Raw genomic sequence first — 15002 nt, forward strand, 5'->3', positions numbered from 1 at the left:
GACGTCGCCGAGCTGGCGTGGCCGGCGCGGGCGCCGTCCCGGGCTACCGCCAGAAACCCCGGTGCGGACCGGCGGCCTCGTCCTCGATCAGGGGGCCCACCACGTCGATCTGCCGGCTGCCGGCGCCGAGGACCACGCGACACGGGTGCGTCAGCGTCGGGTTGTCCGGGTGGTTCCCGGTGAGGTCGAGGAGGCCGGCCTCGGAGAGGCCGTAGACCACTCGACCGATCCCGGACCAGTAGATGGCACCCGCGCACATCGCGCACGGCTCGCAGGACGTGTACAGGGTGTGCCGCGGCAGGTCGTCGTGCGCGATGGTGCGGGACGCCAGGCGGACGAGGTTGGTCTCGGCATGGCCGGTCACGTCGTTCTCCGTCGTGACGCTGTTCTCGGCCTCCAGCACGACGAGGCCGTTCGGTGCGACGAGCACCGCCCCGAACGGGTGGTTGCCGTGGTCGCGGGCTGCCTGGGACACCGCGATCGCGCGCCGGAGGTGGTCAAGATCGGACGTTGCCATCGGTTCGACTCCTGGTGGTGGGGCGCCGACGCTAGCGGTCCGGCCGGTCGGTGATCTCCTCGTACTCCGGGTGCTTGTCGATCCAGCCGGCCACGAACGGGCAGTGCGGGATGATCCGCTTTCCCCGCTCCCGGACGTCGGCGAGCGCGAAGGAGATCAGGCGCCCGGCGAGCCCGCGGCCGCCGTACGCCTCGTCGATCTCGGTGTGCACGAAGTCGACGTGCTCGTCGTCGGGCAGCCGGTACTGCGTGAGCCCGATCCGCCGCTCGCCGTCGAGGATCTCGTAGCGGTGCCGTTCGGGCGCGTGGCGCGTGTGGATCCGGTCGGTGCTGGTCTCCCCCGCGGCGGGGCCGGTCGCGTGGTCCGTCACGCCGCCATCATGACAGCGCCGGCCCCACCGCAGGGCTGATCCGCCCGACCACCTCGCCCAGGTCGACCTCGCCGCCGTCGACGCCGGGAGCGGTCGCCCGGACCACCACCTCGTCGCCGTCCTCGAGGAAGCCACGGACCGTGCCGTCGGGCAGGGTCAGCGGCTCGGCGCCGTTCTCGGTGAGCTCCAGCAGCGAGCCGGCCTGGTCGGGCGCGGGGCCGCTGACGGTGCCCGAGGCGAAGAGGTCGCCGCAGCGCAGTGTGGCCCCGTTGACCGTCAGGTGCGCCAGCTGCTGGGCGCCGGTCCAGTACAGGGAGGCGGCCGGCGGCGCGGAGATCACGGCACCGTTGACCAGCACCTCGAGCTGGAGATCCAGGCCCCACGGCTCGGCGTCGGTGTCGTCGAGATAGGGCAGCGGCCTCGGGTCGCGCGGCGGCGGCGCCACCCGCGCCGCCTCCAGCAGCGCGAGCGGCACCACCCACGGGGAGACCGAGGTGGCGAACGACTTGCCCAGGAACGGCCCGAGCGGCACGTACTCCCACGCCTGGATGTCCCGAGCCGACCAGTCGTTGACCAGGCAGACGCCGAAGACGTGATCGGCGAACGCGCGCATCGGGACCGGCCGGTCGGCCGGCACCCCGACCACGAACCCCACCTCCGCCTCGAGATCCAGGCGTCGGCTCGGCTCGAACGCGATGCTCGCGTCCGGGCAGCGCACCTGACCCGAGGGACGGGTGATCGGGGTACCGGAGACCACCACCGTGCCGGCGCGGCCGTGGTAGCCGATCGGCAGGTGGCGCCAGTTGGCGGGCAGCGCCGGCTGCCCCGGCCGGAACAGCCGGCCCACGTGCGCGGCGTGGTGCTCGGAGGCGTAGAAGTCGACGTAGTCGGCGACGGTGAAGCCCAGCATCGGCCGGGCCTCGGCGAGCGGGGTCCGGTCGGCTCCGGTCTCGTCCCAGCGCAGTGCCGCCTCCAACGCGTCGGCCCAGACCGCCGGCCCGGCGCTGAGCAACGGGTCCAGCGAGCCTCCCGCCAGGAACGGTCCCAGGTCGGGGCGGTCGCCGCGGGCGAGGGTGCCCAGGTCGAGCACGTGGTCGCCGGCGCGCCAGCCCACCCGTCGTACCCCGCCGTGGTCGAGGTAGACGCCGAATCCGCTCATCGCGGCGCCTCGGTCTCGAGGCTCGGCGCCGGGGCGCCTCGCACCTCAACCAGCGGCACCACCTCAACCACCTGCCCTTCCACCGGCCCAGGTCCAGGCGTAGGCGCCGTCGTCGCAGGCGGCCCCGCCCTCCCCCAGGTCGAGCGGCCGGAAGGTGTCGACCATGACCGCGAGCTCGTCGAACCGCTCGGCGCCGAGGCTGGCCTCGATCGCCTGGGGCTGCGGGCCGTGCGGGTAGCCGCCGGGGTGCAGGGTGATCGAGCCGATGCCGATCCCCGAGCCCTTGCGCGCCTCGTAGTCGCCGGCGACGTAGAACATGACCTCGTCGGAGTCGACGTTGGAGTGGTAGTAGGGCACCGGCACCGCGAGCGGGTGGTAGTCGACCTTGCGCGGCACGAAGTTGCAGACCACGAAGTTGTGGCCCTCGAAGACCTGGTGCACCGGCGGCGGCTGGTGCACGCGGCCGGTGATCGGCTCGAAGTCGGCCACGTTGAACGCGTAGGGGTAGAGGCAGCCGTCCCAGCCGACCACGTCGAACGGGTGGTGCGGCAGCACGTGGACGGTCCCGGCGAGCCCACCACCGGCCCCCGGGCCGCTGCCGCGGTGCTTGACGTACACCTCGAAGCCGCCGTCCGCCTTGTAGTCCCGGTCCTCCTCCTCGTGCGGCGGCGTCGGCGGGCGCAGGTCGCGCTCGCAGTACGGCGCGTGCTCGAGCAGCTGGCCGTAGCGGGAGAGGTACCGCTTCGGCGGGCCGATGTGGCTGTTGCCCTCGATCGCGTAGAGCCGCAGCGGCGCGTCGCCGGTCGGCACCCACCGGTGGGTCGTCGCGCGCGGCATCACCACGTAGTCGCCGGGTCCGACGACCAGGTCGCCGAAGACCGTCTCCACCAGGGCGGTGCCGTCCTCGACGAAGACGCACTCGTCCCCGGTGGCGTTGCGGTACAGCGGCGAGGGGGCGCCGGCGACGACGTACCCGATCCGCACGTCGGCGTTGCCGAGCAGGAGCCGTCGCCCGGTGACCGCGTCCGTCTTGGCCACCGCCTCGGCGTCGACCAGGCCCGCGGCGTCGGCGAAGAGCAGGTGCGGGGTCAGGTGGCGGGGCAGCAGCGGCGTGTTCGCCGTGGTGGCCTGCTCCGGCAGCGCCCACGGGCGGGCGTCCACCAGGGCGGAGGGGACGTGCCGGTGGTAGAGCAGCGAGGAGTCCGAGGAGAACCCCTCCTCCCCCATCAGCTCCTCGTAATAGAGCTCACCGTCGGGCCCGCGGTGCTGGGTGTGCCGCTTGGGCGGTACGTCGCCCATGCGCTGGTAGTGCGCCATGTCGCTGCTCCGTCCTCAGAGGTTCCCGCGCTTCTCCTGCTCGCGCTCGATCGCCTCGAAGAGCGCCTTGAAGTTGCCCTTCCCGAAGCCCAGCGAGCCGTGCCGCTCGATCAGCTCGAAGAAGACCGTGGGCCGGTCCCCGATCGGCTTGGTGAAGATCTGCAGCAGGTAGCCGTCCTCGTCGCGGTCGACCAGGATCCCCCGGGAGGCCAGCTCCTCGATCGGCACCCGGACCTCGCCGATCCGTGCCCGCAGCTCGGGGTCGGAGTAGTAGGAGTCGGGGGTGTCGAGGAACTCGATGCCCGCCGCCCGCATCCGGTCGACCGCCGCCAGGATGTCCTCGCAGGCGAGCGCCAGGTGCTGGGCGCCCGGGCCGCCGTAGAACTCCAGGTACTCGTCGATCTGGCTGCGCTTGCGGGCGATGGCCGGCTCGTTGAGCGGGAACTTCACCCGGTGGTTGCCGCTGGCCACGACCTTGCTCATCAGCGCCGAGTAGTCGGTGGCGATGTCGTCGCCGACGAACTCGGCCATGTTGGTGAAGCCCATGACCCGGCGGTAGAAGTCCACCCACTCGTCCATCCGGCCCAGCTCGACGTTGCCGACGACGTGGTCCAGCGCCTGGAAGACCGAGGCGTCCCCGTCGCCGCGCGCCATGGTGGAAGAGCGGGCCACGTACCCGGGCAGGTACGGGCCGTCGTACCGGCTCCGGTCGACCAGCGTGTGGCGGGTCTCGCCGTAGGTGGCGATCGCGGCCAGACGGACGGTGCCGTGCTCGTCGCTCACGTCGTGCGGCTCGACCAGGACCTGCGCGCCGACCGAGCGGGCGTGCTCGATGCACCGGTCCACGTCGGGCACCTCGAGGGCGATGTCGGTGATCCCGTCGCCGTGGCGCGCGTGGTGGGCGGTGACCGGACTGTCGGGGGCGACCCCGCCGGTGACGACGAACCGCACCGCACCGCTGGTCAGCACGTAGGCGTGGTGGTCGCGGTTGCCGGTCTCGGGGCCCGAGTAGGCGACGAGCTCCATCCCGAACGCCGACTGGAAGAAGTGCGACGTCTGCACGGCGTTGCCCACCGCCCACACCACCGCGTCCCAGCCGGTGACCGGGAACGGGTCGGAGGCGTCGTCGTACTCGACGAGCCCGATCAGCCGGCGCAGCTGGTCGAGGTCCAGGTGGGCCAGGCGCTCGGCGTCGGTGAGGTGGTCGGCGATGGTCATGGGTCTCCCTCCACGGCAGTACGAAACGACGCCCATGTGATGCGCGTCACCTGCGAGCAAAGCCGGTCGCGCCCCGCTGCACAACCTGTCCACCCGGAGGTACACCGACGGCCTAGTGCGACCGGAAGTTGCGGCCGTGAACTAGTCTCTGAGCACAGCACTGCCGCCGGGAGGTACGACATGGAGCTCGACCAGCTGGACCTCGCCCTGCTCACCGCCCTGCGGGACCGGCCCCGGGCCGGGCCGCTGGAGCTGTCCCGGCTGCTGTCGGTGGCGCGGGCGACCGTCCAGGCGCGGATCCAGCGCCTGGAGGACGCCGGGGTGATCACCGGCTACGGCCCCGACGTCGACCTCGAGGCCGCCGGCCACCCGCTCTCGGCGTTCGTCACCCTGGAGATCGCCCAGGGCGCCCTGGAGGAGGTCGCCTCCGAGCTGGAGGCGATCCCCACCATCCTCGAGGCCTACGTGACCACCGGCACCGCCGACGTGGTCTGCCGGGTCGCGGCAGCCGACCACGCCGACCTGCAGGACACGCTGCTGGACCTCAACCGGTCCGGCTCGGTGGTGCGCTCCACCAGCGTGGTCGTGCTCGGCACCCTGATCCGGCCACGGGTGCTGCCGTTGCTGCGGCGGACGGCGGCGAGCCGCGCCAGCCGCTCGCCGTCGTACCGCTGACGTTCCGGCCGGCGCTAGGAGCTCGCCGCCGCGCGCAGCACCAGCCGGGTGACCACCTTCGGGTGGCTGACCATCGGGACGTGGGAGCTGTCGACGCTGGTCACCGTGGCGCCCGCGCGGGCCGCCATCGCCCGCTCGGCCTCCGGCGGGATGATCCGGTCCTGGTTGGCGACCAGGTACCAGCTCGGGATCTCCGCCCACGCGGGCGGACCCGACGGGGCGAAGAGCGTGGAGACGGCCGCCGGCCGCTGGCTGACCCCCATGAACCGCGCCTCGCGGCGCGACACGTCCTGGGCGAAGAGCCGGTGGAAGGCGTCGAGCCGGATGGTCGCGTCGCCGTCGCCCTCGGGCGCCCCGGGGTAGGGCCGGAAGTCGAGGTGGTCGGCGACCTCGGTGTGGCCGCCGCCGAGCTCGTTGGCGGCCGCGAGGCTCTCTCCCTCCGCGGGCGCGTAGGCCGCCACGTAGACGAGCGCCTTCACGTTCGGGCTGCCGGTGGCGCCGTTGGTGATCACCGCACCGCCGTAGGAGTGCCCGACCAGGACCACCGGGCCGGGGACGGTGGCCAGGAACTGGCGCAGGTACTCGCCGTCGCCGACCGGGTTGCGCAGCGGGTTGGAGAACGCGAGAACGGGATAGCCCGCCTCGAGCAGCCGGCCGGCGACGCGGCTCCAGCCGCTGGAGTCGGCGAACGCTCCGTGGACGAGGACGACGGTGGGCTTGGCGGGCGTGGCGACCCGGGCGGGTGCGGCCGCCGGGGCAGGTGCGGAGGTCGCGACGTCGGCCGTGGTCAGGACGGCGCCGACGAGAGCGGCGGCGACGGCCAGGACGCCGACGGTGCGGGATCGGAAGGATCCTCGGATGGCGGTCATTGGACGGACTCCTCGGGTCGAGTGGTGTGATCCGTCCAGCCTCGGCCGGAGGCCGGGACTACGGACCACGTGATCCGCGTAGTCGCTGCTCCTCGCAGGCGGTCCGCCACTCCCGCGGGGTCATCCCGTAGGCGTCGCGGAACCGGTGGGTGAAGTGGGCGTGGCTGCGGAACCCCCAACGGTGGGCCACGGCGGCGATCGTGCGCCGCCGCGCTCCCGGCTGGCCGAGCTCGCGCCGGGCGGCCTCGAGGCGCTCCCCGATGAGCCACTGCTCCAGCTGCAGTCCGGCGCCGGCGAACACGGCGTACAGGTGGCGCAGCGAGATCCCGTGCGCGGAGGCGATGGTGCCGGGCCCCAGGTCAGGGTCGCCGAGGCGAGCGCGCGCGAAGGCCTGCACCCGCAGGACCAGGGTGTCCTCGAGCGCCTCGGGGGCCTCGGGGCTCTCGGCGGCCGTGGCGAGCAACGCCCGGGCCAGGCGCAGCGTGGTCCGGCCGACCAGCCCCGCCAGCGGCGCGTCGTCGAAGTCCTCGGCATGCCGGGCGAGGTCGCCGAGGTGCTGGGCGAAGAGGCCTCCTAGCGGCGCGGCGGCCAGGCGCCTGCGCGCGTCGCGAATCGTGATCTGGGGCATGTCGAGCGCCTCCAGCGGGATCTCGATGCACCAGGGCCACCACGGGCGCCTCGTCGGAGCGCGCTTGGCCCTCGGTGCGGGTCGAGGTCATCGCCGAGATCCGGGTGTGGAACAGGGTCACCGGCCCCAGGCCCCAGCAGTCCATGCGCACGTACGGAGGCCTCGGCCCCAGGTGCACCGTGTGGCTGGCGTACGCAGCCTCCGCCATCACCGTCGCGACGAAGTCCGCACGGTCAGGCTCCGCCACCGTTCTGCTGTCGAGCGCGAGCACGCGCGCCTCCTCACTCCTCCCGGGCAGAAGTGTGGGAGGAGCGAGGAGTCGCTGGCAAGGGTCAGGCGCTGTCCTGCCAGGGCTGGGCGACCTGGGCGTGCTCGAGCGCCCACGTCAGCGCGTGGTCCGCCACGGCCTCCCAGCCGGGCGCTGCGCACGTCCAGTGATCGCGGCCCTCGAGCTCGACGTACTCCGTCAGGGCCGGCGAGTGCCGGTAGTGCTTCGCGTTCGACCGGTTCACCGACGGCGGCATGATGTGGTCCTTCTCGCCGGCGATGAAGAGCAGCGGCGCCCGATCGGCCTTGTAGTCGACCCAGGTGTCCTGGTGTCCGGGCTTGAAGTTGGCGAACAGCCCGTACTCCCAGACCCAGTGCCCCGGGGCCGCGATGGCGTAGCGCTCCCAGACCGCGAGCGACTCCTCCTCGGTCAGGGTGTTGGTGAAGGCGTAGCGGAACTCCTCGGCGGTGAAGCCGACCGCCTTGTGCCGGTTGGCGGGGTTCTTCAGGGCCGGGAGGAGGGAGCGGGCCTGCGAGATCGGGCTGACCCTGACGCCTTCCGTCGGGGCCGAGTCGATGACCACACCGGCCGAGCCGAGGCCCCGGGCCAGGAGCAGCTGGGTCAGGGTGCCGCCGAAGGAGTGCCCCACGACGATCGGCGGCACCTCGACCGACTCGATCACGCTCGCGAGGTGGTCGACGGTCTCCCGCACGGTCAGGTTCGCGATCACGTCGGGGTTGTCGCGCAGCGCCTCGACCTCGATCTCGAAGCCGGGGTACGCCGGCGCCAGCACGGTGAGGCCCTTGGCCTCGTAGTACGCCACCCAGCCCTCCCAGCTGCGGGGCGTCATCCACAGCCCATGGACGAGTACGACGGTGTCAGGTGCGGTCATGTCGGTTTCCTCTCTCTGGAGACGTCAGGAATCGATGAAGGCGAGCAGCTCGGCGTTGAGCCGCTCGCGGTCGGTGTCGGGCAACGCGTGCCCGCTGCCCTCGTAGACGGAGAGCACGGCGCCGTCGACCATCGCGGCCGAGCGCTGGCCGCCCACCTCGAACGGCACGATCTGGTCGTCGTCACCGTGGATGACCAGCGTCGGGACGTCGACCTTCTCCAGGTCGGGGCGGAAGTCGGTGGCCGAGAAGGCCGCGATGCACTCGTAGGCCGCCCGATGACCGCAGGCCATCCCCTGCAGCCAGAAGGCGTCACGGAGCCCCTGGGACACGTCGCCCCGACGGTTGTGGCCGAAGAACGGCCCGTCCGCCAGGTTGCGGTAGAGCTCGGAGCGATCGGCGGCCTCCCCCGCCCGCAGGCCGTCGAACACGTCGATCGGCAGTCCCTCGGGGTTGTCGTCCGCGTGCAGCATCAGCGGCGGCACCGCCGCGACCAGTACCAGGCCGGCGATCCGGGCGCTTCCGTGCCGCGCGAGGTAGTGGAGCACCTCGCCGCCGCCGGTGGAGTGACCGACGAGCGTGAGCTCGCGCAGGTCGAGCGCCTCGATCAGGCAGGCGAGGTCGTCGGCATAGGTGTCCATCTCGTTGCCGTCCCAGGTCTGGCTGGACCGGCCGTGGCCGCGTCGGTCGTGCGCGATCGCGCGGTGGCCGTGCTCGGCCAGGAACCGGGCCGTCGCCTCCCATGCGTCGGAGTTGAGCGGCCAGCCGTGGCTGAGCAGCACCGGTGTGCCGGTCGAGCCGTAGTCGCGGTAGAAGATCTCGGCTCCGTCGTCGGTGGTCACGGTCGGCATGGGCACTCCTGGGGGGACGAGCGGATGGGGTCGCCACCAGGCTGTCCGCCGGACCCGCGGACCGGACCACGTGAACCTCGTAGTCCGCTGCGGTCGCCCCGGCCCGCCCGCGAGCGCGGTTCAGCCGCCCGCGGCCAGCCGGTCGGCGAGCTGGCGGCGCGAGGTGACTCCGAGCTTCTGGAAGACCTTGCGCAGGTGGTAGTCGACGGTGTTCGGGCTCAGGTAGAGGTTCGCCGCGATCTCGGCGTTGGTCCGGCCGGCGGCCGCCTGCTCGGCTACCGACTGCTCGCGGGGCGTCAGATCGTGACCCGGGCCGCCGGCCCTCGGGTCCGGACGCAACCCACACGCCTCCAGCTCGGCCCGAGCCCGCGGGAGGAACGTGTCCGCCCCCGATCGCTCGAGTATCCGGATCGCCTCCTGCAACCGCCGCCCGGCCTCGGCTCGTCGGCGGGCGCGGCGCAGCCACTCACCGTGGACCAGCAGCGTCCTCCCCAGATCGACCTCGGCCTCCGTGCTGGCGAGCGCCTCCTCGGAGGCGAGGAAGTGCTTCTCCGCCTCCGCGCCGTCGGCGACCAGAGCGGCCGCCCGCTCCGCGACGCCGCGACACCACGATGACTGGTTGGCGGACGCCAGGGCTGCGAGCCGCGCGGCCGCGGCGCGGGCCTCGGCGAGGTGCCCGCAGCGCGCCGCGGCCTCGACGTAGTCGGGGAGCTGGAGCGGCGTGACCTGGAGGAACGGGTCCTCGATCAGGGGACGGAGCCGATCGAACGCGTCCCGGTAGCCGCCGTCAGCCAGGTCACGCGCGGCGACCGCCGCGACGGCGGCGGACCCCACCCCGCCGAAGCCGATCGCCGCCGCCCCCTCACCGATCGCCAGGACCACGTCCCGCGGCGAGCCCGTCCAGGCCATCACCGCCGCGTTGATCACGTTCTCCGCGCCGTACCCGATGGTGCGGCGGACCTCGCGGACCGCCTCGGTGAAGGCCACGGCCCTGGTCACCGTGCCGCCGCTGAGCTCGGCCAGCGACATGATCCAGAGCAGCGCGTCGAGCGCCTGCAGTGCGCCGGCATCCCGGGCGAGCGCCGCGGCGCGGCCGAGCGCCGCACTGCGGCCCGCCTCGTCCCACAGGAACGCGCCCAGCGCGGCGAGCGGTACCCCCATCTCCAGGTACTGCTCGTCCGGGAGCGCGAGGAGCGCACCGAACGCCACCCGCGCCGGCCCCACGGCGTCGGCGTACGGGAGCTCGATCAGGGCCGCGAGGCCCCGCAGGACCTCCGCGAGCGGACCGTCCGCCGCGTCGGCGCCCTCGGCGAGCCGGCGCCCGACCCCACTCGGCGTGACGCCCCGGGCGGCCCGCTCCGTGACCGCCAGGGTGTCGAAGGCCCGCAGCAGTGCCCGCTGTTCGAGGTCGGGCGCACGGCCCCGGAACAGGTCGGCCGCGGCGACCAGGGTCGCCGGTGCGGAGCTCAGCGCAACGGGGTCGGCGTTGAACAGCGACAGCGCCGCCCGCACCTGGAGCGTGCGACCACGCAGCACCGGATCGACGCCGGCCGTGCCCGTCTCGGCGTGCCCGTCGAGGTGGTCGAGCAGCCGCGCTGCGAGGTGGGCGGCGCCCGCACCCAACGCCGCCTCGGCTGCGCCGACCCGGCGAGCGTCGCGAACCGGTCCGTCCGGGGTGAGATCCGCGGCGCGTGCCAGCGTGGTGGCGCGCGACAGGACGCCGCCCCGCCGTCCGGCCAGGTCGGCCACCTGCTCCAGCCGGTCCGCGACGCCCGCGTCGGTCCCCACCGTCGCCCGGGCGGCATGCCAGGCCTCGCGCTCGACCAGCCCGAGCTCTTCGGCCGCGACCGCCAGCGCGGCGTGCGCCCGGCGCCGCGCGGGGCCGCCGGCGGCGTTGTACACGGCCGAGCGCACGAGTGGGTGCCGGAAGCGGACGACACCGCGCACCTCGATCAGTCCGGACGCCTCCGCCCCGTCCAGCGCCTCGGCGCCGAGTCCGTGCACCGCCGCCGCCGCCGCGAGCAGGTCCACGTCACCCGTGGCGTCGGCGGCCGCGAGCAGCACCCACGTCGCCACCTCGGCCCCGGCCGCACGGACCGTACTGGCGTAGTGGGACTCGAGACGGCGCCCGATCGGGACCGGCTCGCTGGACACCCCGAGCTCGGCGAGCATGGCGGGCGAGAAGGCCGTCGCCAGGTCGATGAGCGCCAGCGGGTTGCCACCCGTCGCGTGCGCGATCTGCGCCGCTGCCGCGGGGTCGACAGGGCCGACGGCCGTGGCCGCGAGCAGTTCGAGGGCCGCCTCCGGCTCGAGGCCGCTCAGGGTCAGCTCCGGGACGCCACTCAGCCGCTCGACCAGTCCGGCCTCGTCGCGGCCGGCGAAGAGCAGCGCCACGGGCTCGACGAGCAGGCGCCGCGCGACGAAGGCGAGGGCGTCGAGGGTCTCGGGGTCCATCAGGTGGGCGTCGTCGACGCGGCACACCAGAGGGGACGCCGTCGCAGCCCCGGCGAACAGACCCAGCAGCCCGAGCCCGACCAGGTACCGATCGGGAGCCGGGCCGTCGGCCAGCCCGAGAGCGATCTCGAGGGCCCGCCGGTGCCGTTCCGGTACTCCGTCGAACGCACCCTCGAGGGGACGGCACAGGCGCTGCAGGCCGGCGTACGGGAGCGCGGACTCGGCTTCGAAGCCGTCGGCGGCCAACACCCGGAACCCAGGCCCGGAGCCGCCGCGGCGCAGGAGCGTGGTCTTGCCGATGCCGGGCTCGCCGATCAGGAGCAGCGAGCCGCCGCGCCCGTTGCGGGCGTTCCCGAGCAGCAAGGAGAGCCGGTGCAGCTCCTCCTCACGACCGAGGATGCCTGGGGACCTCTCGGGCGGGCGGTGGGGAGAGCTGTCGGGCGCAGATGTGGCCATGCCGCCTCCTGGGACGTCCCGGGCCCTCAGGATGACAGGGCCGCTGCCCGGGGACTTGTCCGACCGCGCTCGATCCTTGCGCCACCGTGCGTCCGCGCGTGGTTCGCGTGGTTTGGGCGTCGACCGGCTGTGGGTACCTCACCGGTACGTCGGCGCACGGGCGCCGCCGAGTCGAAGGGCAGGTCGCGGGTGCGGGAGCAAGGAGCAGGAACCGGCGAGGGAATCGCCCCGATCGGGCTGGGCGCCGACCCGGCGCAGCGCTGGGCGCCGCTCACGGACGCCGCCTCGGCGGTGGGCCGCGACCCGGTCGCGGCGCTCGGACTGGCCGACCGGGTCGCCGACGAGGTTCCGCTGCCCGGGGCCGGCGACACACTGGGGCGCTGGTCGGCGCTCGCCACCCTGGGGGCGACCGACCTCGCGGTGGCCCGGGCGCTCGAGCCGCACCTGGACGCGGTCGCGATCCTCGCCGAGGCGGGGCGCGAGGACCTGGCGACGCCCGGGTCCACCTGGGGCGTCTTCGCCGCCGAAGGCCCCGGCCGCCAGCCCGAGGCCGCACCGGACGACCGCTGCCGGTGGCGCCTCGACGGCGTGAAGCCCTGGTGCTCGCTCGCCGGGGACCTGACGCACGCACTGGTCACCGCGTGGTGCGGCGACCGGCGTGGGCTCTTCGGCGTCGAGCTGCTCGAGCCGGCGGTCGAGGTGCTCCCCGGGGAGGAGTGGCCGGCCCATGGCCTGGCCGAGATCCGCAGCACCCCGGTGCGTTTCGTCGAGGCGCCGGCGCAGCCGGTCCGAGAGCCCGACTGGTACCTGGACCGCGACGGGTTCGCGTGGGGCGGCATCGGCGTTGCCGCGATCTGGTACGGCGCCGGCGTCGCCTTGCTCCGCCGGATGCAGCGCCAGGCGTCGGAACGACAGCTGGACCAGGTCGGCGAGATGCTGCTGGGGCGCGCCGACGTGGCCCTCTCCGCGGCCCGCGCGGTGCTCGCGGACTCGGCACGGGCGATCGACGAGGGGGCCGCGGACGGCGAGCGGGGCGCGACGCTGGCGCTGCGGACCCGGCAGGTGGTCCACGACGCGGTCGAGAGCACGCTGCGCGGGGCGGCGCACGGCATGGGCCCGGCCCCCCTCACCCGGGAGCGGGAGCACCTGCGCCGCGTCTCCGACCTCGGCGTGTACCTGCGCCAGCACCACGCCGAGCGGGACCAGGCGGCACTCGGCCGCCGGGTCGCCGCGGAGCAGCCGTGGTGACCCCCGCGTTCACCCACGACGCCGCCGGGACCCCGGCGGAGGCCTGGTCGCGTCCGGAGCGGGACGCGCTTTCCCTGCTGGAGATCGACCGCTACCGGCACCTCGTCGTCGTCGCCGCGCACCCCGACGACGAGTCGCTGGGTGCCGGGGGCCTGGTCGCGACCGCCGCCGCCCGCGGGCAGCGGATCACCCTGGTCCTGGCGACGGCGGGCGAGGGAAGCCACCCGCGGTCCCCCACGCACACGCCCGGGATGCTCGCGGCGGTGCGTCGCGCGGAGGCCGACGCGGCGCTGGCGCAACTGGCGCCCGGTGCGCGCCTGGTCTTCCTCGGGCAGCAGGACGGCTCGGTCGCCGACGGCGAGGACGCGCTGGTCGCCGCCCTCGTCGACGAGATCGGGCTGGCCGGTGCGGACACCCTGGTGGTGGCGCCGTGGCGCGGGGACGGACACCCGGACCACGAGGCGGCCGGGCGCGCGGCGGCGGCCGCCGCCCGCCGTACCGACGCCCGGCTGGTGGAGTACCCGATCTGGTGGTGGCACTGGGGCACGCCCGAGGAGGCGCCCTGGCACCTGCTGCGCCGCCTGCCGCTGGCCCCGGAGGCCCGCCGGCGCCGCGACCGGGCGGTGGCCGCCCACCGCAGCCAGGTCCGACCGCTCTCCGTGGCCCCCGGCGACGAGGCGCTGCTCTCCGAGCGCGTGCTCGCCCACTTCCGGGGCGGGAGCGAGCACTTCGTCGTGGATTCCGTGACCGACGACCGCCTGGACCGGTTGCACCGCGCAGAGCCGGATCCCTGGGGCACCGACCGCCGCTGGTACGAGGAGCGCAAGCGGCGGCTGGTCCTGGCGAGCCTGCCGCGGCGTCGCTACGCGCGGATCCTCGACCTCGGCTGCTCCACCGGCGCCCTCACCGCAGACCTGGCCACCCGCCTCACCCCCGACGGTCATCTGCTGGCCCTCGACGCGAGCCAGGCGGCCGTCGACGCGGCGCGCGAGCGACTGGCGTCGGCCGACGAGCACCGGGTAGGTATCCGGCGTGGCGAGATACCCCGGGACCTCCCGGACGGTCCGTTCGACCTGGTGGCCCTCTCCGAGGTCGGCTACTTCCTCAGCCCGCGCGACCTCGACGGGCTGCGCGAGCGCGTCGCCGACCTCGTCGACCCCGAGGGCACCGTCCTCCTGTGCCACTGGCGCCACCCGATCGTGGGATGGCCGCTGGACGGACCCCAGGTGCACCGCGCCTTCGAGGACGCCTTCCCCCTTCCCGTGCAGGCGCGCTACCGGGACCGGGACGTCGAGCTCCTGATCCTGTCGGCCGACGAGAGCTGGCCGGCGCCGTGACCGCGAACAGCCACGGGTGGGCGCTCCGGGTGGTGATCCCGGCGCACAACGAGGCCGGCCTCCTGCCGGGCTGCCTGCGCTCGGTGGCCGAGGCCGAGCGGCACCTCGCGCAGGCCGGCCGCGGATCCGCGCCTCCGGTCGACGTGACGGTGGTCGTCGACGCGAGCACCGACGGCACGGCGGAGGTGGCCGCCGCGCACGGCGCCGCCGTCCTGGCCGTCGACACCCGCTGCGTCGGCCTCGCTCGCGCGGCGGGCGTCGACGCCGCGGCCCGGGGGCGGGAGGCGCGGCCGAGCGAGGACGTGTGGATCGCGATGACCGACGCCGACACCACCGTCCCCGCCGACTGGCTCTCCGCGCAGGTCGAGATGGCACACTCCGGGATCGAGCTGTTCGTCGGCCGCGCGCACCCCGACCCCGACGACCTCCCGCCCCGAGCGGTCGAGCAGTGGTGGCGCCTGCACGCCGATCCCGACGAGCTCCAGATCCATGGCGCCAATCTCGGCTTCTCGCTCGCGGCGTACCGCCGGACCGGCGGCTTCCGACCGTTGCCGGAGCACGAGGACGTCACCTTCGTCCAGGACGCGCTCTCGGCCGGCCTGACCTGGACGCACGCCGGCCCGTGGGTACGCACCTCCGGGCGGCCCTCCGGCCGCGTGTCCGGGGGCTTCTCCGGTCACCTCCGCACGCTGCTGCCGGACGGCGCCGCCGGCCTGTAGCGCGAGCGCCCCGAACACCTCCTCAC

Annotated in this window: 14 protein-coding genes; 4 read left to right on the forward strand and 10 right to left on the reverse strand. The window is 74.4% G+C overall.

Annotated features, from left to right (window positions below):
- Window positions 1-43 precede the first annotated feature (43 nt).
- The 5 genes from E8D34_RS14285 to hppD form a co-directional block, all read right to left on the reverse strand.
- Window positions 44-517: a nucleoside deaminase gene (locus E8D34_RS14285; RefSeq protein WP_136595317.1), complete on the reverse strand. Its 474-nt coding sequence runs from the start codon at window positions 515-517 to the stop codon at window positions 44-46.
- Window positions 518-548: 31 nt separating this feature from the next.
- A complete protein-coding gene (locus tag E8D34_RS14290) occupies window positions 549-887 on the reverse strand; it encodes a GNAT family N-acetyltransferase (RefSeq protein WP_240771360.1) in 339 nt (112 codons plus the stop codon).
- A 7-nt stretch (window positions 888-894) separates the two neighbouring features.
- Window positions 895-2046, reverse strand: a complete 1152-nt coding sequence (locus tag E8D34_RS14295; protein ID WP_136595318.1) for a fumarylacetoacetate hydrolase family protein — start codon at window positions 2044-2046, stop codon at window positions 895-897.
- Window positions 2047-2109: 63 nt separating this feature from the next.
- Window positions 2110-3363: a cupin domain-containing protein gene (locus E8D34_RS14300; RefSeq protein WP_136595319.1), complete on the reverse strand. Its 1254-nt coding sequence runs from the start codon at window positions 3361-3363 to the stop codon at window positions 2110-2112.
- Between the two features lie 15 nt (window positions 3364-3378).
- The gene (gene hppD / locus E8D34_RS14305; RefSeq protein ID WP_136595320.1) at window positions 3379-4581 is read right to left on the reverse strand and encodes a 4-hydroxyphenylpyruvate dioxygenase; all 1203 of its coding nucleotides are present in this window, start codon (window positions 4579-4581) and stop codon (window positions 3379-3381) included.
- A gap of 180 nt (window positions 4582-4761) precedes the next feature.
- Between hppD and E8D34_RS14310 the strand changes: the two genes are divergently transcribed.
- Complete coding sequence (locus E8D34_RS14310) at window positions 4762-5256, forward strand: Lrp/AsnC family transcriptional regulator (RefSeq protein WP_136595321.1); 495 nt, start codon at window positions 4762-4764, stop codon at window positions 5254-5256.
- Between the two features lie 14 nt (window positions 5257-5270).
- Here E8D34_RS14310 and E8D34_RS14315 read toward each other — a convergent pair whose 3' ends face one another.
- The 5 genes from E8D34_RS14315 to E8D34_RS14335 form a co-directional block, all read right to left on the reverse strand.
- Window positions 5271-6125 carry an alpha/beta hydrolase gene (locus tag E8D34_RS14315; RefSeq protein ID WP_136595322.1) on the reverse strand — a complete coding sequence of 285 codons (855 nt, stop codon included), beginning with the start codon at window positions 6123-6125 and terminating at the stop codon, window positions 5271-5273.
- A 58-nt stretch (window positions 6126-6183) separates the two neighbouring features.
- The gene (locus E8D34_RS14320; RefSeq protein ID WP_136595323.1) at window positions 6184-6753 is read right to left on the reverse strand and encodes a helix-turn-helix domain-containing protein; all 570 of its coding nucleotides are present in this window, start codon (window positions 6751-6753) and stop codon (window positions 6184-6186) included.
- A gap of 332 nt (window positions 6754-7085) precedes the next feature.
- On the reverse strand, window positions 7086-7913 hold the full coding sequence (locus E8D34_RS14325; RefSeq protein WP_136595324.1) for an alpha/beta hydrolase: 828 nt from the start codon (window positions 7911-7913) through the stop codon (window positions 7086-7088).
- A gap of 24 nt (window positions 7914-7937) precedes the next feature.
- Window positions 7938-8762, reverse strand: a complete 825-nt coding sequence (locus E8D34_RS14330) for an alpha/beta hydrolase (RefSeq protein ID WP_136595325.1) — start codon at window positions 8760-8762, stop codon at window positions 7938-7940.
- 120 nt (window positions 8763-8882) lie between these two features.
- Window positions 8883-11672 (reverse strand): LuxR family transcriptional regulator, encoded by a 2790-nt coding sequence (locus tag E8D34_RS14335; protein ID WP_136595326.1) that lies wholly within the window; start codon window positions 11670-11672, stop codon window positions 8883-8885.
- A 129-nt stretch (window positions 11673-11801) separates the two neighbouring features.
- Between E8D34_RS14335 and E8D34_RS21080 the strand changes: the two genes are divergently transcribed.
- The 3 genes from E8D34_RS21080 to E8D34_RS14350 are packed head-to-tail and all read left to right on the forward strand — an operon-like array spanning window position 11802 to window position 14976.
- Complete coding sequence (locus E8D34_RS21080) at window positions 11802-12920, forward strand: acyl-CoA dehydrogenase (RefSeq protein ID WP_206056731.1); 1119 nt, start codon at window positions 11802-11804, stop codon at window positions 12918-12920.
- Complete coding sequence (locus E8D34_RS14345; RefSeq protein ID WP_168929444.1) at window positions 12917-14257, forward strand: bifunctional PIG-L family deacetylase/class I SAM-dependent methyltransferase; 1341 nt, start codon at window positions 12917-12919, stop codon at window positions 14255-14257. The genes E8D34_RS21080 and E8D34_RS14345 overlap by 4 nt, the downstream gene beginning before the upstream one ends.
- Window positions 14254-14976, forward strand: a complete 723-nt coding sequence (locus tag E8D34_RS14350) for a glycosyltransferase (RefSeq protein WP_168929445.1) — start codon at window positions 14254-14256, stop codon at window positions 14974-14976. Before E8D34_RS14345 ends, E8D34_RS14350 begins: the two co-directional genes overlap by 4 nt.
- The last annotated feature ends 26 nt before the right edge of the window (window positions 14977-15002 follow it).

It is taken from the genome of Nocardioides sp. GY 10113 (assembly GCF_004919105.1).
Taxonomy (GTDB): Bacteria; Actinomycetota; Actinomycetes; order Propionibacteriales; family Nocardioidaceae; genus Nocardioides.

Excerpts from the sequence above, each read along its gene's own strand:
- E8D34_RS14285 (WP_136595317.1), bottom strand. The coding sequence starts at position 517 with ATGGCAACGTCCGATCTTGACCACCTCCGGCGCGCGATCGCGGTGTCC.
- E8D34_RS14295 (WP_136595318.1), bottom strand. The coding sequence starts at position 2,046 with ATGAGCGGATTCGGCGTCTACCTCGACCACGGCGGGGTACGACGGGTG.
- E8D34_RS14300 (WP_136595319.1), bottom strand. The coding sequence starts at position 3,363 with ATGGCGCACTACCAGCGCATGGGCGACGTACCGCCCAAGCGGCACACC.
- hppD (WP_136595320.1), bottom strand. The coding sequence starts at position 4,581 with ATGACCATCGCCGACCACCTCACCGACGCCGAGCGCCTGGCCCACCTG.
- E8D34_RS14310 (WP_136595321.1), top strand. The coding sequence starts at position 4,762 with ATGGAGCTCGACCAGCTGGACCTCGCCCTGCTCACCGCCCTGCGGGAC.
- E8D34_RS14315 (WP_136595322.1), bottom strand. The coding sequence starts at position 6,125 with ATGACCGCCATCCGAGGATCCTTCCGATCCCGCACCGTCGGCGTCCTG.
- E8D34_RS14320 (WP_136595323.1), bottom strand. The coding sequence starts at position 6,753 with ATGCCCCAGATCACGATTCGCGACGCGCGCAGGCGCCTGGCCGCCGCG.
- E8D34_RS14325 (WP_136595324.1), bottom strand. The coding sequence starts at position 7,913 with ATGACCGCACCTGACACCGTCGTACTCGTCCATGGGCTGTGGATGACG.
- E8D34_RS14330 (WP_136595325.1), bottom strand. The coding sequence starts at position 8,762 with ATGCCGACCGTGACCACCGACGACGGAGCCGAGATCTTCTACCGCGAC.
- E8D34_RS14335 (WP_136595326.1), bottom strand. The coding sequence starts at position 11,672 with ATGGCCACATCTGCGCCCGACAGCTCTCCCCACCGCCCGCCCGAGAGG.